Origin of the sequence: Spongiivirga citrea, assembly GCF_010671565.1 — a bacterium.
GTDB classification, from domain to species: domain Bacteria; phylum Bacteroidota; class Bacteroidia; order Flavobacteriales; family Flavobacteriaceae; genus Spongiivirga; species Spongiivirga citrea.
The window spans coordinates 613,672-637,254 of sequence record NZ_JAABOQ010000003.1 but is presented as its reverse complement, the minus strand read 5'-3'; the positions used below and the strand labels follow the sequence as shown (position 1 = coordinate 637,254).

Annotated in this window: 4 protein-coding genes; all 4 read right to left on the bottom strand. The window is 39.8% G+C overall.

Translation table 11 applies throughout. The annotated features are described in order from the left end of the window. Window positions 1–346: type IX secretion system membrane protein PorP/SprF (locus tag GWK10_RS18450; protein WP_239540733.1), on the bottom strand; the 346-nt coding region annotated here is incomplete at its 3' end. Between the two features lie 17 nt (window positions 347–363). After that, complete coding sequence (locus GWK10_RS09420; protein ID WP_164031900.1) at window positions 364–18,630, bottom strand: T9SS type B sorting domain-containing protein; 18,267 nt, start codon at window positions 18,628–18,630, stop codon at window positions 364–366. Between the two features lie 148 nt (window positions 18,631–18,778). After that, window positions 18,779–20,884, bottom strand: coding sequence for a PorP/SprF family type IX secretion system membrane protein (locus tag GWK10_RS09415; RefSeq protein WP_164031899.1), 2,106 nt, complete (start codon window positions 20,882–20,884; stop codon window positions 18,779–18,781). Between the two features lie 53 nt (window positions 20,885–20,937). Continuing rightward, a complete protein-coding gene (locus tag GWK10_RS09410; RefSeq protein WP_164031898.1) occupies window positions 20,938–23,187 on the bottom strand; it encodes a T9SS type B sorting domain-containing protein in 2,250 nt (749 codons plus the stop codon). Window positions 23,188–23,583: the final 396 nt, after the last annotated feature.

The following is a 23,583-nucleotide window of genomic DNA, read 5'->3' as shown; positions in this document are numbered from 1 at the left end:
CCACCCATTGGCTTACACCATTAAGTCGTACCTGAAAACAATCACCAATACCCGCAAAGGCTGCTGAAATGAGATAAGGATTATCAGCTAGATACTGATTGTTTAAGGGTAAGTTGAACTCTTGGGCCGATGTCGTTTTTGGAAACATCCAAAAAATCAAAAGCGTTAGAAATCCAAAGCTTCTTTTTAAAGGCGTAATGTAGGGACCAAAAAGTCTATTTTCGATACGATTTCGACCAGAACCAAAATCACTTCCTGTCAGTTTCGAGCTATACAGCTGAGAACTGACACGATGCGTCTCCATTCTTGATAGATTAGATAGGTAGGTTTTATGTTGGGCTTTCATTGGGTTATTTTAAGGCATCATCTATATAGGGTAAAGTGTCCTTTTAAATCACTTGTTCTTCCGTCATTTAATTTGACTACATACCAGTAATCGCCTGACGGTAGGGGTTTGTTTTCATAATTACCATCCCATCCTAGCTGATTGCCTTCATATCTGATTAATAAACGTGCATAACGGTCATATATTTCAACAATCGCATTTGGGAAGAATTCTAATCGCTCTGGATACCAGTAGTCTGCAATTCCATCTCCATTTGGACTAAAGTAATTTGGTACAAATATATCAACGTATTCAAACTCGATCATCGTTTGAGCTTCACATCCATTGGCGTCACGAATAGTTACTGTATAAACGCCTGTATCCAATACTGTGAATACATTATTCGTTGTAAAGTCTCCACCATTAACGTTATACTGATAAGGCGCACGACCACCGGAGCCTTGAACAACAAACTGGTCAATTCCGCTTTGCTCCGCTTCAACTTCAACAGGCTCGTAGGACAACAAGTCGATGTCCCGAATAAAGAAATTACATCCTGAATTACCTTCAACAACTTCTATAACATAATCATCACCTGGAGGAATATCGGTAAAGTTGCCATCTGCAACAGTAATATTGAGTCCGTTTCCTGTTAAGGTATAATTCGTCGTTGGTCTAAATTGTGGGTTATTCAATGTAACACCAATATTATAGGTGTTCGCATCACAATTATATGCTAGTGCAGCTACCGCTGAAATATCTGTTGGAGGTAATAAGGTTTCGCTCACAGTTGCTTCGCAATCATTCGCATCAAGTACCAGAATGGTATAAGTTCTATCTCCGCTTAGGTCCACAAACGTATAAGGCACAGGATCAGTATCTGGTATTCCTGTATCGTCAACTGCAATAAACGGACCTGCAGGACCTGTAATACTTACTCGATAAGGTCTAGTACCACCTGTAATCCCTACTTCAATAAATCCGTCATCATCACCACCACAAATTTCTTGCTGCACATCGATAACATTAACGTCAATTGGCGCTGGTTCAATAACTTCAGCCTGTAATGTTATTGGGCATCCAAAGCCATCAGATACAATGATATCATAAATACCTGGCTCAAGATCAGTAAATGTGGCTTGATCATCAAATCGATCTAAGTTCGGCGAAATTGAGAATAAAACACGCTCAGTTCCTCCTGTATAGGTTATAGTAATGGTACCATCATCTTCTCCTGGACAGCTAACCGCAGTAGCTACCGCTTGAGCTAACAATTCTGGCGGATTAATAATTGTCACACGATCGGTTACTGGTGGACAGTCTTCACTCATTACTGTAATATCATATGTACCTGCGTACAGATCTCTAAACAGTCCTTCAGGTTGAGGTCCTATATTCACATTGGTGCCTACTGCATCAGTTCCTACACTAACTAAAGTATACATATAGTTACCCAAAGAACCTGTAGCTGTAGCAGAAATAATCGCTGAATTATCATTAAAACAGTTCACAAATGCTGCTCCTCGATCTACATCTAAAACAAGATCAGGAATTGGCATAATGCTGACTACTGCCGAAGGAACAGATAAACATGTATTGCTATCGATTGCTTCAAACTGATAATCTCCAACTGGCAGATCATATGTTGTAGTTGTTGTAAACGGTGTTACAAATGCAGCAGGAGCAGAAATTCGATATTGATATCCAGTTCCTGAACCACCTGTCGCAGACACTGTTATTTCAGCGTCTTGCGTACAACTTAATGGTCTTGTTATAAATGCTTGTATTGCTACTTCATCCGGTTGTACAACTTCAACTCGGTTTGATTCAGTACCACAATTTAATGCATCATTTACAGTCACCGTATAGAAACCAGCTGGTAGGTTGGTGAAATCCGGCGATGTTTGCGTGGTAGATGTGGAAAGTATGTTTGTACTAGTAGCATCTTCATATACATTCAACACATAATTCACTGGGAAGAACGTCCCAGGATTATTTGGATCTTCGTTTACAGGTGTAACCGGAGTTGCTGAAACCGTACCGTTAAGATCTCCGTTACATAATAAGGCGCTTCCTACGGCTGTTACTGCCAATGGTAATGGCGTCACAATTTCAAGCTCATCAACAGCTGTACAGCCACCATCATCACGTGTGGTTACTCTATAGAACCCAGCCGCTAAAGGACCTACAGTTCCGTTAGGATCAAATGCTTGTAAGTTGGTAACAACTGTACCTCCTAAAGCCGTTATTTCATCAAATTGATACTCGTAGCCGCCATAACCTCCTGAGCCGACAGCTGTAATTAGCGCATCACTTCCTGGGTCACAAGTAAGGTTTCTCGTAACCGTAAGATTAACTGCTGTAAGAGATGAAGGTTCAATAATTCTGAAAGTTCCTGTTAAGGCGTCACAATTATCTGTTCCTGGAGGAACTGGTGGAAGGGTTTCAATCACTCGAATGCTATACACACCGCCTGGTAAATTCGAAACTGTAAGCGGATTAGTTCCTGTATTTCCAGTTCCATTCACTATTACCGTATTTGTTTGGTCTAATAATTCATAGCGGTAATCACCAGTATATCCCGTAACTTCTAATTGTACTGTTCCATTTGTATCTCCAAAACACACCTGAGTAGGATCGAATGCTCTAGCTTCGATAAAATCAAACGGAGCAATGGTATATGGTGTATCAACAAAACATCCTGTACTAGTATCTGTAACTCTGAAGTTATACGTTCCAACAGCTGTTAAATCGTAATCGGCTGTTGTTGCTGTAGTAGCGGTTTGCGTACCGTTAGGGTTTCCTATTGGAAGCAATTCATAAGTATATGTTCCTGGATTCGCATCAGCAATTGTCTCTGTTACTGAGATCTGAATTTGTTCAGGGCGCGCACAGTTAATTTCTTGTGTTTGACCAATCGCTACAGTAAATTTATTAATCGGATCTAGATCAACATCAAATTGCTGCGGACAACTATTCGCATCGCGAACATAAGCTGTAATAGTTTGGTCAACACCAGTGTCAATAATTGTAAAGGTGTTACTTGTTTGATAATTTACATTATCAATACTATATAAATAAGGTCCTGTGCCTGATGGTGTTCCTGCTAGAGGGTCATTTAAAATAGAGACAGTAAGTATTGTAGAACCAAATACGTTATCTAGTGTACATGTAAATGCGGGAGCACTTGCATCAATAATTAACGGTGTTGGTTCACCAACAGTTTCATTTCTAGTCGCATCACATCCTTTAGCTGAAATTGCCCGAACTTGATAGTTTCCTGCTGGAAGTCCAGTAAATCTAGGGTCTCCTTGAGCTGCTCTAAACGCTGGTAAAATTGGCGCATTAAATGCGTCTAACTGATACAGTTCGTAGGTGTAAGGGCCGTCATTAGCTGTTGAAGCTTGTAGAACTGCTGTGATCGTTCCGTCTGTCAATCCGTTACAAGTTACGTTTACTACAATTGCCGGGTCTAAAGCAGGATTAATTGGTGCCGCAAGGTTTTGCGAAATTGTCTTGCTACATTGAGTTAAACCAGCCGCAGTTACCTGCGCATCAGTATCAGTAATAGTAAAAGTATAAGTGCCAGGAAGTGTTAAGTTAGCAAATACTCCTGTTGCATTACTTTGAGTTGATAAATCAGGAAGTAAAACCTCATAATTAAATGTTCCTGAACCACCAGTTTGTGTTACCGTAATTTCTCCTCCAACAGGAGCGGTACATGTAATTGGTTTCACAACGGTAACGGCAGGTATGATTTCATCATAAATGATGATGGAAGCTGTAGTTACAGAACAATCCCATTGATCGCTTACAACGACCTGATACGTGCCACCTCCAAGGTTACTAAATGTATCCGATGTCTGTGCTGCGCGGAAATTAACAAACGTTCCTGAGCCAGCTGGATTTTCGATTTGAAGTTGGAATGTTTCGTTTCCAACACCTGGCTGACCACCAGTAATATTGGTCACTTGGATTTCGCCTTCCTGGCCAGTACAATTTGGCTGTGTAAGAACTAGGTCAGCAGCTAGTGGAGTTGGATCTACTAATACCGCATTTGCCAATTGCTCAAAGCAACCCATACTATCGATTACCCAAATTTCATAAGTACCAACAGGTAACCCTGTTTCTCTAATATTAGAGGTATAATTAGCTGGGTTCGTCGGGTCAGGGTTCGGTGTTGTACTAATGTAGTATAGATAACCTCCGTAGCCTCCAATAAGATCTCTGATTTCGATAATACCATCATTACCATTACAAGTAAGCTGTGTTACATCTCTATCGCCAGAAATACCTGCTGGTGGTTCTGCTATGTTGAAAAGCTCTGTTTGTTCACATGTTGGCACACCTACTTGTGTAACCACCACTCTGTATTGACCCGATGCTAAAACAGTACCCGTTGTCGGAGAAGCCGAGGTCCCTGTTGGCCCTGCAATATCATCAGCTAAATTAGCCGGTGTTCCATTGGTATCAAATACCGCCCAATTATATACACCTGCATATCCTCCAATAGGATCGGTAAATGTGAAGGTTGCGCTTCCATTACTATCACCTAAACAAATTACAGGTGTGGTCGCCACCGCAATATCAAAGGTGTTTGGATTAGTTATTTGGAACGTTGTTTGGACGAAACATCCTGTAACATTATTAGTAACCGTTATGGTATAATTGGTAACTCCAGTGGTTATATCAAAACCGACGCCAGTAAATGTACTTGTTGCCGTGGTTTCGTTTTGAGAAACATTATATCCATTATTATCACCAACTACTTGATAGGTTAAATCAGGAGTATTTGGTCCTGGGTTATTAATCGTAACTCCTATTTCAACCACTGCATCATCATTTGCACAAGTTACAGGTGTTGTAATATTAACCGTTGGAGCAACAATTTCAATAAATGGTATAATCGTTTCAGTAGTGGTACCTTGACAACCATTATCATCATATACATTAATCGTAACGTCTCCTCCGGCTGGATTGCTTACAGTAAATAAGGTAGCTGATCCATCTTGTGTAATATCATCACCTGGTGCTGGAGTTCCATTGTCATAAATGAACTCATATCGAACATAATTTGAGCTACCACCTACTGCACCTGTAACGGCAATTGTAGCATTGTTCAAGTTGTTTCCTGATGTACATGCAAATTGAGTGACATCTGTTGTGATTCCATTAATAACTGCTGGCTCGGTAATAGTAGCTGTATTTGTTGCCGTACAACTGTTAGCAGCAGTAACTTCAATAGTATAGGTAATTCCTACTGCACTACCAGGTAAGTTGATAAAGGTAGCAGAAAGTGGAGTGTCCTGCACTGGGTTAGAGGCATAAGGGAATGTCAAGCCACTACCTGCACCGCCGTCTCCAGTAATTACAAAGGTATAAGGACCGATTCCGTTATCTGGTGCACTAACAGTTATTGTTCCATCATTATCACCATTACATGTAACGGGATCTGTATCATCTATATTTACTGTTGGTACAATTGGCGGTAATAACTCTTGGTCAATTGTCTTAAAACATCCTGTTCCGCCAGCATCAGTAATTGTAAAAGTATAAGTGCCCGCTGCAGTTAAACCAGTATAAATTCCAGTAGCGTCTCCTGTTGTATTGATAACGGGTCCTGCAGTTATTGCATAGGTATAAGCACCCGTTCCGCCCGCTGCAGTTATGGTAATTTGCCCTCCTGGATCAGTTGCATCACAATCGATAAGTTTAACAACCTGAGCTTGCGGTACTATTTCATCGAATATCCTTCTTTCCGGAGTATTGATTGCACAACCCCATTGATCCGTTACCACTACACGATAATTACCATCTCCTAAATTAGAGAAGGTATCGTTTGTTTGTGGTGCTCTAAGATCAACGAATGTTCCTGAACCAAGTGGTGTTTCAATTTGTAATTGGAAGGTTTCATTACCCAGTCCAGGTTGACCTCCTACGATATTAAAAACCTGAAGAATTCCTTCATTATTGGTACAGTTTTGTTGATTTATTTGAAGATCGGCAGCCAGTGGTACGGGATCACTAAGAGTAACAGGTCCAAATGGCTCTTCACAACCCCTTGAATCTCTTATTCTAATTATATAATCGCCAGCAGCCAAACCTGTAAATCTTGGGTTGGTTCCGTTAGTAGTATAATCAACAAGTATTCCTCCAACTCCATCTTCAAGCTGATATTCATATCCGCCCCATCCGCCAGCAACATTAATTGCTTGTACGATCCCATTATTTGTCGGGTTACAGGTTATGTCTTCAGTATCTAATGTAGCGGTAATTGCAGCTGGTGGGCCAGCTATAGCAAAGGTAGTTTCGGTAGCACAGAAAGGTGATGCTGTTTGTGTAATTGTTACGCGGTATTGACCTTCTGGTAATGGTATATTAGCAGTTGGGCCCGCGGTTGGAGAATTTACTGGACCTAGAACTGGGGTATCATCGCCAGTAGCAATTGTTCCTTGCGTGTCAAATATTTGATAATCAAACCCTCCTGCATAAGCGTTCACTGGATCGGACACCGTTAGACGTACTGCTCCGTCTGTTCCAATACAAACTACATCATCAATATCAGCAGCAACTTCAACATTATCAGGGTCAACGAGCTCAAATGAAGTTTGAACCTCACAACCTGTTGGAATATTTGCAATCGGATCAAAGATTGAAATGGTGACATCAAAATTACCTTGAGGGAGCCCTGTAAAATTGTTAGACGCTTGATTTACTGAAGAGAATACATTGTCCGTTCCTACAACAGAATATCGCACATTAGCAGCAGGTGGTGCAATTGGATTTTGTGTAAATGTGATGGTTACATCGCCATCATTATTGTTACAAGTTACTGCTGTGTTTATAGTTACACCAGGATCTGTTACTTGAATGTAAGGGTTAATAACAGCAAAAGCTTCAACTGTACATCCATTATCATCGATTGCAACGACACGGAAACCTCTTCCCGCTGTATCTGTTTCAATATATTGAGTGCCCAATCCTGATTGTAATAAAATATCATCTCCAGGAACTGCTGGCGTACCATTATCATCATAAAACTGATACGTATATGCTCCTGGTGTAGCTACAGTTCCTCCTGTTACTCCAGAGGCATCAACCAATGCATTTGTAAAACTATTTCCTGTTCCGACAGCACAGACAAATTGGGTTGGCGTTGCCACTAATCCCGCAACAGCGTCCGGTTGTATTATAGTTTGTGTAGCGGTATCAAAACAGCTGTTTTGACCTTCTACTCTTATAGTGTATGTTATGCCTGCTCCAGTTGCGCCTGGAAGCGCAGTGAATGTTGCAGATAAATTGTTAGCAGTCGAAGGAGCGTATGGAAATGCCAGCCCGCTACTTCCAACAGGGCTATCCGCAATTATTGTAAAGGTATATGGTGCTTGACCATTGTCTGGCACATTTACGATAATAGTACCATCATCAGCACCGTTACATGTCACATTACTGAAATTGGCAACATTTAAAATAGGATCAACAGCTGCTGGTACAACAACATCAATCGAACGCTCACAAGGGGTAGTGCCGTCTGCTTCGAATGCATTATTGTCAGTTATAGTTACCGTGTAAGTATCAGCTGCACTTACATTTAAGGTAAATGGATCGCTCGGTACTGGAGTCGATGCAATAACCGTACCTCCTCCTGAATCAAAAACTTCATAAGTATAATTTGCTAATCCTGAACCAGCTAGATTGCTAACTGTGATTTCAGCATCTGTGGGAATACAAGTTAATAAATCAGTAAGCGATGCATTAAATTGTAATGGAGGTTGTATGGTTAGTGATCCTGGAGTAGGACATCCATTACCGTCATATAAAATATAATTATAAGCGCCTGAAGTAAGGTTTGTTACTTGGAACTGGTTAGCCCCATTTAAAACAAATGTTTGTCTTGGTCCCCCATTTAGCTCAATTGAAAATGGTCCTATCGCTGTTGCAGGATTTGTTAGTTCTATTATAGCAGCAAAATTACCCTCAGTAATTCCGCAATTATTATCTAAGGTTACAGCCCAAGTAGCAAGGGGATCAGTATTTACAGTAATTGGATCAGAAGCTACACACCCAAAATCATCTCTGACATAGACTACATAATTACCTCCAGCCAATCCTGTTGCTGATGAATTTGATATCCAGCCTGCATCAGTAGCAGTAGGTGGTGGATCAGTAGCTAATAAGAACTGATAAGTATAAGGAGGAGTACCAAAACGGCCTTGTGCAGTTATAATACCAACTGGATTACAAGTTGCATTTGCAGGTGAATCCGCAATAACTTCAACTGTTCTAAGCGATTCTACAATTGTAAAATTAGGTGATGCTACGGTACATTGATCAAAAGCCCCGCCTATTTCTCTAAAAAGAATATAATAAATACCTGGGGGTAAGGCACCCGCATTGTCTATATCAAGTCCAGTACCTGGAGCAGGAGGATTTACAGGAACACTAGTAATACCACCAACCGCAGTGTTCGACTGAGAGGTGAAAATTTGATATTCTATATCAGTAGCGCCAACATCGTAATTTGTAAGTGTAAATGATACATTACCATCACCAGCACCTGTACAGCTAACATTTGCTACATCATCAACTACAGGATTCATATTTGAAGGAGAATCAATAGGTGCTGTTGCTTCTTCAAAATAATAACACTCCGTAACTGAATCATAAACAACAAAAGTGTATGTTACGCCTGGAATCAATCCAGTAAAAGTAGAAGTATATGGGTCTACTCCTGGGTTATCGGCAGGCTGATAAATTGCATTTGGAAACGGTGGTAAGGGGTTTTCGTAGATCGCAAAGAAAAATGGTCCTCCACTAACAGGGTTACCAGATGGTGGAGTTGGGTTTATGCTCACAATAGCAGTTCCGCCAAGTGCGCAATTTGCAGTGGCGGTCGAAACATCAATATCTAAATCATCTGGTGGAGATGCAACAATGTCAACTGCGTCAGAAAAACATCCATTCGCATCTTCAATAATAACTCTATATACACCAAAATTTAATATATCAAAGTCATGATCAATCCCTGCGGTTGCGGCAACAAATGTATCACTATACCCATTATTTCCAGTAATATAATATGTATACGGTGCTGTACCTCCAGCAACTGTTCTAATTTGAACTTCTCCATTAGTTGTAACAGCTCCTCCACCTCCAGGAGTACATGTAATAGGCACGACATTATTTGAAAATGTTATGGCATTGGGTTCTGTAATAGACGCTAATTCATCAGCAAAACATCCATTCGCATCAGTAACACGAACGACGTAATCATCGGCAAAAAGATTTGTTGTTTGCGTTCCAAATGAAGTTCCTGGGACTCCCCCTCCAGTATCTTCAAAGACTTCTATAGAATAAGGGGCGATACCAAAATTTGTATCAATATCAATATCTAAAACACCCGTGCTATCACCATTACATAAAACTGTATTTGGTGTAACCGTAAACTGTGGGTTCTGTGCTGGCACAACGACAATAGGATTTGAATCTACTGTACACGCCGTCGGGTTGGTACTATCAATAACTCGGAAAATATATGATGTTACTACTCCGGTTATTGGTGCATCAAATGGGAATGTACCAGCTCCATAGGGGTTAAACGTTGTTCCTCCATCGGTACTTATTTGAAATGTATAAGGTCCGGTTCCACCATTAACAGCTAAGTCAATTTGGGCAGCTTGAGGTACACTACACGTCTCAGCTTTCACTAAAGTAGCTAAAGCTGTTATTTGCGGATTAATAACCACTGTTTGTGTTGGTGTTGCCTCACAGCCATATTGATCTTTTACCTCAATTACAAAAGTCCCAGCAGGTAAATTATCAAGAGTAAACACAAAAGGAGGGGGGTTAGCACCAACCCCGTCATAAGGTCCAGATCCTGAAGGTCCAGCTGGGCTAGGTGTTAGCCACGGGTTTCCTGCTCCTCCATCATTTACTCGGTATTGAAAACCGCCATTACCATTAGTGATAGTAATAGCAATTTGTGCATCATTATTTCCTGAATAGCAAGCATCTACCGCTGCTGCCGAAAAAGCCACATCAACTGGCGGAGCAATTGTAACGGGCACGGTGTCTTCACAGCCATTTGTGTCACGAACACGTATGATGTAATCTCTTATGACTCCGTTAAGACCAAAAAAATTAGGGGAAGTTTGAAAAGCATCTACAACTGTACCGGCAGGAACTGCCTGTTCTAATTGATAGCTGTAAGGTGGTGTCCCCCCTTGAGCATTAGCGGTAATATCAGCATCTTCAATACATGTATCTATCGAATTAATATCTACCGTTAAGGCTTCTAAAATTGGAGGCTGAGTAATGGTTATAGGGAAATTAACTTCACAATTAAATGTACTAGGTCCTGGATTATAGTCGTCAAAATCACGGACGACAATATTATATGTTCCAGCAGCAAAACCTCCTCCAAAAACAGAAGATATTGTTACTGGAGAAGTTGTAATTGCTCCAGAAAATGTCGTTCCGTTATCTGTAGAAATTTGATATCCCCCTGAGCCAAAATTTTCTGCAATTATCTCAATATCTCCCGTGGATTCACCAAAGCATTCTACATTTGTTAAATTACTAAAACTAGCTCTAAATTCATTTCCAGGTTCAACAACTAAAGGTATTGTAACATCACAACTTGTTCCTAAAGCTGCAACTCCTGCACCGTAGTTTATACGAATTTGGTATGATCCAACAGGCACGTTTGCTAGTACATTATTAGTTCCCTGCGTGGCATAATCGTAAGTAACAGGTGCTGTTATTATCGTTCCTGTATTATCTTCTAATTGATATTCATAAACATCCGGTGCTATTGCTGTTGGCAATACCGTTATGTTACCTGAGCCATCACAATTGTATACTACTGTTTGAGTAAAAGTTGGTTCTGCTGGAAGCGGGTCGACAGTCACGTTAACACTAAAATCACAATCTGGAGCGTTAAAATCTCGAACACGAACGGTGTATGTTGCATCAGTTAATAACTCAGCAAACGTATAAGGTACAGTTGCAGTACCTGCCGCTGGTTGCCAATTGGCCACACCATCGATACTAAATTGATATGTACCTGAACCACCACCTACTGCGTCAATTGTAATTTGAGCTTCCGCCGCACACGTATAATCCGACGCTGATGCTGTAAGGCTTAATCCAACAGGTTCAACTACTGTTTCAACGCTTGTTGTTGTACAGCCATCGGCATCTCTAATAACAACAGTGTAGGTACCTTGAGGTAGATTGTTAAATGTTGTGTTTGTGCCATTCGTAGCAAAATCCAATCCACTAAAAACGGTTCCCGCAGGACTTTCTAATTGATACTCATAAGGTCCAGATCCTCCTGAAGGTCCTGGTGCTATAACAAAAACTGATCCTGTGCTATCTCCAGCACAATCAACATCAGTTTTATCGGTATTTAATATTAATGGTGGGTCTTGATTTACTGTTACATCAAATGTTGCTTGACAATAATCAACACCTATTGTACCTGGGTCTGGTGCATTGTTATCTCTTACATATACTCTATATACCCATGGTCCGGCTGTAGTTTCAGTAGTAACCGTCTGTGTGCTTCCTGCTGTAAATGCACCGTCAGCAGGAACTGGGTCAGTCACAAGTGCAACAGCGTATTCATAATTGGTATCTCCACCAACTGCACTAATTGTGAAGTCGATTGTATCAGTTCCTAAAACTGCACAAGTAGAGACATCAGGAGCTGTAGCAGAAACAGATAATTCTGGATCAATTATAATGGTATTTGTTGTTGCTGTACATCCATAACTATCGGTTACAACCACCGTGTAAGTTCCCGGGTTGACTGTAAAAGTGTTACTAGCCACAGCAGGTGCGCCATTTAAACTATATGTATAGGGTGGTACTGACGGGATTGCTCCATCAGTCGTTGTTACTGTAAGAATTACTCCACCTCCTGCTGTTGTGTAACAGTCGTTAGGAGTTGCGACTGCCGCAGTGAATGAAGGGTCAGGATCAACAACTACATTTGCACTTACCTCTTCGCAATTGTTTGCATCGCGTACACGCACACGGTAGGTACCAGCAGCTAGGTTAGGAAAAGTGTCATTGTTTCCATTCGTAGCAAAATCCAATCCACCAAAAACGGCGCCAGCGCCATTTTCAAGTTGATAGGTATATGGTCCTGTTCCATCACTTGCAACGGCAGTAATGGTAGCATCCGTTAAACAAGTATTAGGCGCCGTAACTGAAGCTATTATTGTAACAGGATCAGGTTGCGAAATTGTCTGTGGCAGATCGATAGCACATCCTGCTAGTGGAGTTGCCAAGGCCGCATTGTCAACATCTCTTACACTAACTGTATAGTTCTGCGATGTTAAGTTAGTTGCAATAACAATTGGCGCAGTGCTTGTTGAAGTTCCTAATATTGTGGTGAAATTATCAAGAGAATATTCAAATCCACCTGGACCAAAATTCTCCGCTTGTATGGTAATACTACCATCATTTCCTGGAGGATTACATGTTATATTAGTAAATGCAGTTATTGCCGCAGTAAACGTATTTCCTGCATCTACTGAAACCGGAATAGTTAGGTTACAGCTTGCTCCTAAGGTTGCGATTCCCGCTCCATAATTTACTCTTATGATATAATTACCAACAGCAACATTATTAAAGACATTGTTAGTTGTTTGTGTGGTGTAATCTATTAATACAGTTCCTGCCGTATCTTCTAATTGATATTCGTATACATCTGGTGCAATTGCCGTTGGGCTAATAGTAATATTTCCGCTTCCATCACAATTATAAGCAACTGCGGGCGTAAGTGTTGGTGGTGTTGGTAACGGATCGATTGTAATGGTTCTAGTAATAAAACAATCAGTATCTGCGGTATCGCGAATATCGACTGTATAAGTACCGTCATCTAAATCGATAAACGTTGTGGTGGTTCCCCATGCTCCTCCATCTATTCTATATTCAAATGACCCTGAACCAGTCGTCAAAACTGGCGTTACTGTAATTTGACCAAGCTGAGCACATGTATAATCTTGTGTAATTGCTAATGAAGCATCAAGTGTGTCTGGTTCTAGGATAATAATGGTTGCTGTTTCTTCACAATTGTTATTATCTCTTACTCGTACTTGATATTGTTCACCTGCGTTATTTGCAGCGAGATTATTAAATGTTGTTGTTGTTTGATAAGGAACTTCAATACTAAGTACGGCATTGCTACTATCAATAATTTCTAATTGATACTCGTAAGGCGCATCCCCACCAGTAACTCCAGGCGCTGTAATTGACCCTGAAGAATCCCCATTACATGTTACGTCAACTTTTGTTAAGGGATCTATGTTTATAGGCGGATCTTGGTTAATTACAAGATCAAATTGTGCTTCACAAAAATCGTCAGGCTCTGTACCGCCAGTAGGCAAATTACCGCCACGATCTCGCACATAGACATCATAATTTCCTGGAGCTGTAGCTGTTGTCGTTGTCGCAGCACTAAAGTCACCATTTGTCGGTGTTACTCCGTCTCCAACAAGTGCAAAAACGTAGTTTCCATCACCTCCAGCACCACTAAAAGTAACTAATGAGGTAGTACCACACGCCGTAATTGTAGGTGCTGAAGCCGTAACAGTTAATTCGGGATTCACTGTTAAGGTTTCCTGAGCTGTGCAATCGTTTCCGTCGATCACATCGATAACAAAAGTGCCTGGAACCAGACCTGTAAATATGTTATTCGAACTTGTTACCGCAGTCCAAGGACCAGAGTTAATTCGGTATCTATAATTTCCATCTCCACCCGATGCCGTTGCGGTAATATTTAATCCGTTGGCTATGGTATAACATGGGCTGTTTGGAACAATAGCTAATGTTGGAATATCTGGTGGTGTAAGTGTGAATGTATCCTGTGCAGTACAACCATTAACATCAGTAACTGTTACAGTATAATTACCATTAATAGTAAGTCCAGTAAAAATTGTACTTGTTTGTGTTACTGGAGTAAAACCTGCTGGACCTGTTAACTCAAATGAGTAACCTCCCCATCCGCCAGCTGGCGCTACATCGACAGTACCTTGCGCTGAACATGTTGGTTGCACCAAAGTAGCCACTACAGATAATGGCGGCGCAACCTGCACCACAACTGAAGCGGTATCTGTACAGTTGGTAACATTATCAGTTACAGTTATGGTATACGTGTCCGCTGGAAGTCCTGTTAATGAAATTGTATTCCCCGTTTCCGTTGCATTATTCTGTTCCAAGTTATTCGCTGCATCACGAACCTCATAGGCATAATCGGTTGTGAAGCCGCTTATGGTAAATGTTATCTCACCATCAGAATCGGTAGCACAAGTTGTGTTACTGTCTAATGCGCCAACTACATCAATTGGTGTAATCGGATTTACAATAAAATCTTCTCTGTAGGTACAACCTTTATCATCTGTTACCTCAAAGGTATAAGTGTCAGGGGCAAGGCTTGTAAATATTCCTGTTGTTGCACCTGTGGTATTTCCTGTTGCGCCTGCTGGAGCAACTATGGTATAAGCAAATGGTGGGTTCCCATTTCCTGTTGCTGGAACTGATACCGTAACGTCGGCTGTTACTGCGGGACAAGTTGGTGTCGATGCGGTAAATTCTAAGTCAGTTGGTTCATTTAGTGGGTCAATAATTATGGCATTCGAAGTTACCTCACAGCCAAGTGCATCCCTCACAGTAATTGAATACGTTCCATCCGTCAAGTTCGCAAAAGTTGGTGAGGATTGAAAGGTGGTTCCGTCAATACTGTATTCATAAGGAGCTGTTCCACCAGTAGCCGTTCCACCTGTTACAGTTATTGAGCCTTGTTGCAAACATGTATAGTCATCTTGAATCTCAGCGGCAAGAGTTAAGGGTGTGGGGTTATCAATTACAACTTCAAATGGGTCAGAATCACATTCAGAACCTCCTTTTCTTAGTCTAAAAATTGCTTGATATGTTCCAGCGGATAACCCTGTAAACGTTCCAGAACTTTGGAATGTAACTCCATTGTCGATACTGAAGCTTACCTGATAGCCATTTAAGGAGGACCCGGAATCCAAATTAAACGTTATAGTACCATCATTAGTGGTACAAGTAATATCAGTATGTGTAATAGTATAGGTTGCTGTTTGCTCAAAAATAATATTTACTTCATTAGAGATAGAAGTACAATTATTACGATCAGAGACAATAAATTCATAGCTTCCTGGACCCATTTCATATGGGTTTAGGGAACCGTCTCTTGAAATATCAAATATCACGCTAGTCTGCCATGCTCCTAATGGAATACTGGCGGCGTCCGCATATAAGGGTGTTCCATTAAAACTCCAAATTGCATAACTGTAAGGTGTTTGTCCTCCCGTAGCATTCACTTGGATGTTTCCTTCTCTACATGTAACATTTTGTGATACCACTGCTGTTAATGCAAGATCGGAAGTTACATCGATAGTGGCGGGCTCTGTAATATCGCACCCACGATCAGTTTGCACACGAACATCATAAGTGCCTGGATTGACATCGTTAAACGTATAATCATTTGTCGCAACAGGTCCGCTAGAAGCCACCGTGCTTGCACCACTTAATAACGTGTAGTAGTACTGAGGGCTTACATTGTTTGTCTGAACCCTAATTGAACCACGGGTGTCATCACAGGCTGCATCAGTAGTAATAATATCGATATCAATATCCCTGTCTTGTATAATGATATCATCTAATGTGTAATTACAAAGGTTTGTTACATCTAAAGTGCCTGTTGGATCAATCTGACGAACAAAAACGGTATAGTCCCCCGCTTGTGTAATATCAAATGAATTACTTGGTTGGAATGGCCCTTGAGCATCACCTTGACGTTGCAAACTAAATTCATAATCAGATGACACATTAGTTACTGTAATATTTCCTGGATCATTACATTCAATGTCTTGTGAAGTGACCATTGGGTCAAATTCATTCTTAAAAACATCGAAATAGAAAATACGGAAACACCCACCATCATAGGTTACGATTAGTCTATATTGTCCAGCATCCTGAGCAGTAAATTGATTAGCAGTAGAAATTGTGTTCCACTCTGTCGGACATGCCAGTTGTGGACAGTCAAAATCTGGATCTGGTGCCGTGCAGGTAGTTTCATCTAGCTGTTGCCATTCAATACTATCAACATTGTTAAGATTAGTAGGAATAAAACGAGAGGCATTTGCTCCACATAAATAAATTTCTGCTGTTTGGATTCCGTTATTCGGGCAAACACGAACGTCATCAGCCACATCGAGTACTGGATTTGGTACGCCGCCATCGAAAAACTCAACAACAATTGTTTCAGTAACATCAATACAAGGGTCAGGTAATGTTTTATCTATTGTATAAGTACCTGGTTGTGTTACCGTAATTTGAGGCCCAGTGCCAACCTGATTACCATTTAAAAACCAAGTGTATGTAGTATAGCCTGTGCTAGCAGTAAGCGTTAATTCCTGATCACATAAAATTTCAACACGACTTTGGTTACAATCATCAAGGTCAGTTAGGAAGTTAGTAGAACCTGAAATACCAAAATTACAAGCATCAATACTATTAAAACTAGGATCATCTGTTATGGTGTTACCGCTAATAACCCCTTGGTATGATGAGAATGCCGTGTTTTGGATGACATTATTACAGGCGTCGACGATAGTAAAACAGTCGGGAACTACCTGTACTTGAAAGTTAATTTCATATTGTGCTCCTCCTGTTGTCACAAGGCTTTCGTCGACATTAAAAATAATTTGTCGAGAAATGTCATCATAGGTCCACTCAATAAGATCGGTTGTTCCGTCGGTTGAAGGACCTATTAAACCAGGAGGGTTTGATGTAATAATTGCTGTTGCTGGGTCAAAAATTGTATTGATTGGTAAATTATCCGTAATAACATAGTTCGTTGCGGAATCGTTACCTAAATTTTGAAAAGCTAGGTTGTAAAAAATCTGCTGCCCTAATCCAACATCAGTATTATTTATATTATTGCCTAGGGCATCTTGTGATTCCTTGATTAATTGAATTTGTGGTTCAATAATTTCAATAGCGAAAGCAGTATGAAACACAAAATAAGAATCTCGATCGGTATCCAGTCGCAAAGTTACCCCTGTTTCTCTGTTACCAATACGATTATTTGAAGGGTTATCAACAGTAAAAAGATCAGAGTCAAAACCTAGTGTATTTAAACTAGCTGGGCTTCTAGTAGTGTTATAAGCTCCGTCTTCAGAAATATTACTATTAAAAAAATTGGTTGCTGGGTTAACGGCGTCTGACAGTCTATAAAAACCTTCACCATCATCTCCTCCGGTTGTTGGGGCATCATCGGCTCTAAATCGCAATTGATCTCCTCCAAGGTTCAAATCGCCCTCTAAAGTAGCAACACCAATTCGCGCTCTAACTGGACCAGTAGGTATTGTTTCAAAACCTGAAATAGCGAAATCAACTTCGCCGCCAATGGTGTTATTAATACCAGCAAAACCATCAAAAACGGTAATGTTTTTGTTGGTTTGTGTTACATCTTGATATACTACGACGAGTGTCCAACCTCCTGAGGCTCCTCCTCCTGCTGGGCTTCCTAAACTTGCGTTAATATTCGCAACAGTATACGTTCCTGATTTGCCGATACCCAGTGCTTGAATATCTGCTGTTACATCTTTAAAACAGGCATAAGGATCGGTAATAAAATTACCTTGTGCATTACCAAAATTAGGGGTGTCAAAAATGATTTCATCAGCTGTAATATCTCTATAAGTTGCATCACCTGGGTATCGAACTTTTATTTGGTTGTAGTCAGTATTTGCAGCTCGATCTCCGTCTCTTAAAATAGCGGACCAATATAGCCCTGCGAATTGTATTGTTTGACATTGATCGAGATTTAAATCTGCTGAACTTGAACTAAAGGTATCATCATTACCGTCACCATCTTCATCAACAGTACCATCAATATCGATATACTGCATGTTTTCACTATCGTTGAAAAAATTATCTACAAAACGAAGATTTCCAAAACGGTTAAAACGCCATTCTGAAGCCCAGTTAAAGTCGTCATTTGGATCAAGCCCTCCAGCTGGAGCAAAGAAAAAATTCCCATTAACATCTCTGACAACATTGGTAAAACCAGGGTCGCTTGCACTAAGAATGTTATTGGCAATTTTGGCGTAATCTCCCTGAACAGATGTGGTATATCGAACATCAAAAGGATTGGCAACTTGTGCTATTGAAGTCGTACTGTAGAATAAAGTAAGTAAAAAAACTACCAGCAATGGTTTGATCCGCGCCAAACCAAGCATAATTTTAAGTAGCTGTCCTATCATAAGTTAAGTTTTAGGTGTCACTTGTGCCGTTGGGTGCTCAAATAACGCAGGTTAGCTTTGGGGGCTGTTGTTTAGTTACTTTAAGTTTTGGGTCTTAATGGTGTGTTAAATATAATAATTAATCTATTATAAGCTAATGGTATTCACTTTATAAGCTAATGGTGTTTACTCTCATAATCCAAATATTGTCAAAATAGGTTTCATCAACATTTGAGTAATACGACGTAAGCGCATTGTTCCAAGATTGATGCTTTTTTAAATACACATATCTAAAGTTGTTTTTAGGATTAATAAAATATCCAGCATCAATACCTTCACTCTTTAACTTCTTTATAAACCTATCTGCATATAACTTTTTAGAATACACATTAGCAACTATATAAAAACCACCATCAACCCCTTTAGCATTTAAAACTTTTGGTTTTGCTATCTTTTTACGAGGAGATGAAGTGCTAGTATAGGCATCGCTTTTATTTATAACATCTTTACCCGACTTTTCTTTACCTATAATCGATGAACTACCATCTTTTTTGGCTAAATCATTCTTTTTTACTGTATTATCATTATTCGCAACAGCGTCAAATTGATACTTGGGTCCTGATTTTTGAGCAACACGCACATCAGTATCATTTACAACATCCATTACCCAAAGTTCATTTTGGTACGAATTATCGAGGTTCGACTTATAAGATCGTATGGCATCGGATCGCTTATTATGCTTGCGCAAATAAACATATTTCATTCCATTTTTAGGGTTGACGAAATATCCTGGATCAAGCCCTTTTTCTTTTAATTCGTTAAAGAATTTATTAAAGTATTTATTGTCTTTTCCTTTATACACGTTTGCAATAAGATAAAATCCTTCGTCAACACCATTAATTACTACAGCACCTTTCCTCTTATTTGATTTAGGTTTACTTGCTGAAACTGTTCGCGTATTAGTTTTTGGAGTACCAACATTAGTATTGTCCTTTATTCGATTGTTTCTGTCCTTATCGGCATTTGTTATAATACGGTCATTAGTTGTTGATGTCCCATTATTGCCGTCGTTTCCATCACGTCCATCCCTACCATCACGAGGTCGGTTATTTTGCATTTGAGCTAACATAGTCATCAGTCTATTAAATCGGCCGTCATTAGCTCGGTTAATAGAATCTTGTCGAGCCATAAAATCTTCTAGTAATTGCATATTTATGGCAACATTATCCTTTAGTTCCTGCATTTCGCGAGCAGAAGTAGCTAGTACTGGTTGTTCCTCTTCTGGATCCTCCTCCTCTTCAGCTAACTCGCCATTGTCAGTACTTGGATTGAACCTATATGCCAAACCAAATTCATGTGTGGCTCCTAAGTTACTTCGATCTCCATTAAAGGCCTTCTCAATATTATAACCAATTGAAATATTTTTAGATAAATTAAGTCCTATTCCAGCATGAGCTCCATAAAACTGATCATAACCACTTTGAATCCATCCAATTTTAGGTAAGTCTAAAATAATATTTCCTGAAAGCTGATAATCTACATCGCTAGCATCGTCTTGAAAGGTTGGTTGTCTTCTTCCACGAGCCATTAGGCGAAGTTGAGCATTTTCAAACATACCAACTGCATCTTTACTCAGGCCCGTAGTATACATAATGTGACCTGAAAAGGTTTTATCGGCAAAATCAGTTAGCATTTCGCTACTCTTAAAATCGTAGTCTACCAAGTTTTCTGCATAAACTCCAATGTCAAATGCTCCTACTGTTAAATTTATACCCGGCTGAAAGCTTAAAATAGACTGTTGATCTCTATTAAAAAGGTTTGGGTCTGTTTGATCACCTATAATATCACTTGTACGAATATCCGATCGATAGTATGAAAGATTGGCTCCAAAAGAAAGCTTGGCCTTTTCGCCAAGGCTAAAACCATAAGCGTAATTGGCAGTTGCACCATAAAAACTTAGTATTCCTCTATTTTGTTGAAACAATCCGATACCGATACCTGTATTTTCTCCTGATTTACCAGAATAGTTTAATAATAAAGTGTTGGTGTTATCACTAAAATCTAATGATTCGTTTCTAGTAAGTGGGCTTATAAAAGTGCTGTTTTCTCTAACTAATGAAAAGGTTGGGTTCAAGAAATTACGATTGTATTTCAAGAAGTTTTGAGACTCTAGCGTAAACGGCAATTGGTTGCTCTGCTCAGGCGTAGGATTCTGTGCATGCAAGCTTTGCCAGCCGGCCAGCAATATCGTTATGTAAATAATTCGTTTCAACATTTTTGCAGGTTTTTGTTGGTTTTGGTGAACCAATAGTTTTCGGGTCTTCTTGGTTATTTTAATATTGTTATAGTTCCTTTTTTAAATAGGACATTTTCTTTGGAAATGGCATAATAATATAATGTGCCATCTTTTACATTATTGATCATTGACGCATCTGGCCAATCATTATTATAGCGATTGGTATTTAAGACGTTCTTTCCGTTTTGGTCATATATAAGTATCTCTACCTTTTCGCTATTAAAGCCTCCAGGTAAAATCCAAGTGTCATTTTTGTTATCTCCGTTAGGACTAACCACATTAGGTATTAATCCGCTTAGATTAAATTCAACGGTAATTATTTTGGTAACAGTACAACTGCCTACTGATGCTGTTAAAGTGTAGGTTCCTTCTTCAGACACTGTAATACTATCTCCAGTTGTTGTAGCCCCACTCGCGTCATTCACCCAAGAATAACTATCTGCTCCTGTTGCAATTACTTCCTGTGTTGATCCTTCCGCAATTGTTACAAACTCTGAAGGGGAAATTACTACAGTATCAACGTCAAAATTGGTGATTTCTATCTCATTAGAATTTGAAGTACATCCAAAAGCAGATGCCACAAAATGATAGGTTCCTATTTCATTAATATCGATTGTTGCTGTATTTGCACCAGCTATTGCCTGGCCATCTTTAAACCACTGATACGAATAATCAGTATTCAATGCTCCATCATTTGATAGTGTAATTGAATCACTTGATCCAGGACATAGCTTACTTTGTGTTGCACTTATTGTTATGGCTTCTAGGCCTAAACTAATTGCTACAGTATTACTCATACTGGTAAGGTTGCCATCACTTACTTCTATTTCGTAATTCCCGTTTTCCGTTCGGTCATTTACTGTAAATTCTTGTTGTGTGGCTCCATTTACAGTGGTGTTGTCTTTAAACCATTCATAGGTAAACAAAGAGAAGTCGCTACTGTTTACTGAGACTTTAAGGCTTCCACTATTGGCAACTGCATCAATTTTTGTAATACTTAATGTGGTAGGAGGATTGCCGCAATCGACATAATTTGCATCTGGAGCTATTGTTATTTCGTAGGCTTCGGGCGCATAAATATTAAAAACAGGCGATTGTTTTACATCGCCGCATGCACCAGAGCCAGTTACTGTTGCTTGGTAGGCGCCAGGTGTACTAACTCCCAAATCAAATGTATTTCCTACTGGAGTTGTACCACCATTTAGGAACCATTCGATTGTGCTTCCACTTTCAGAGCTTGTTACATTTAATGTCGTTGACTGCGTTGGCAATAAGATCTGGTTTTCATCAGTGTTTGTTGAAACAGTAATCTCAGTACCTGCATTCGTCACGTTTACTTCCTCAGAAGTATCCTCGCAACCATCGGCATTGGTGATACTAACGCTGTAGGCCCCAAAAGGGGTTGTTGTTGAAACGGTATATTCATCTAAACCCTGTCCTCTTGCAACCTCGGTACCATCTTTCAACCAGGTATATTCAAAACTCGGGTCAGATGGGCTTGCAGTCATTTTAAAAGTATCGCCTGAGCAAATTGCAATATCCGATTCGGCTATAGTTGCAGTCACACTGCTGCTACTTAAGCTTACAGACACCAATCTTGAGTTAACCCCTGCACTTTGCGTACAAGGACCAAAATATACTGATGCAAAATAATTGCCCGAGCCTGTAACCGTAACTGAATTTCCAGTAGGATCTGTACTACCATCCGGATTCCATGGCACAAAATCTCTAAACCATTGGTACAATGGGAAATCGCTATTATTAAGCTGAAGTGTTATTGGAGAGCCTCCACAAATAGTATAGGAGGTAGGCCCTTCTATTTGTAAGTTCACTGTACTAGGGTCTGGCGTAAAATAAGCCGGAATCCCAGGGTCGGATGCTGGGCTTACAATTGCCGGGTTAGAAGAATGTACTCTTAACTTATAGTTATCACCGTAAACATCGGTCGGTAATTGCACCGCTGTGGTAAACCCTTCGTTTGGGGCTCCTGTAGGGATTGTCTTATTTTCTCCTGTTATTCCAGTTGCAACAAAAATGGGGTTGTTATCGTCGAAGTTTCCATCCGCATCAGAAATCTCGATGCTGAATTCATTTGGGTCAGAAAACCCTGGTGCTGTATATTGCACCAAAACCCCAAACGAATTAAAGCCTGCGCCTATGTCGTTGGGACATGCAAAACTAACTGTAAACTGCGGTGGAAGAATACTCTGTCCATAACATACAGCACATGCAAAAAACATCATCGCCGATAGCATCGGCCTATGTCGTTTTAGGTTAAGCATAAAGAGTTGATTTAGGGCTAATCAAAACAAATGTAATGAAACAATATGTTTTCAACAAATATGTAGTCGAACAACCCAAATACTGGTTTAAGTGTAATTATTTGATATATTGATGTTTAGAGTGCTTCTTCTATATTAAATATTCAAATCGAAGCTCTTAATAGAACAGCATGGTGTTAATAACTGTTGAGTTTAATGTAAAATACTGATTTAAAGATATTTACAGTAAATTTAAGCACGAAAGCAACAAAAACAATCTGAGAGATAGTTGGTTACTCAACGTTTAAATCGATCCTGTTGAAGAAAAGTTGAAGAAAAATTAGAAAAGAGCTATTTATTGCCTCCAGGAGGAGCGAAATGATGTATTTAAATTCTATTAAATCAGAAATTAATACA

Excerpts from the sequence above, each read along its gene's own strand:
- GWK10_RS09420 (WP_164031900.1), bottom strand. The coding sequence starts at position 18,630 with ATGATAGGACAGCTACTTAAAATTATGCTTGGTTTGGCGCGGATCAAA.
- GWK10_RS09415 (WP_164031899.1), bottom strand. The coding sequence starts at position 20,884 with ATGTTGAAACGAATTATTTACATAACGATATTGCTGGCCGGCTGGCAA.
- GWK10_RS09410 (WP_164031898.1), bottom strand. The coding sequence starts at position 23,187 with ATGCTTAACCTAAAACGACATAGGCCGATGCTATCGGCGATGATGTTT.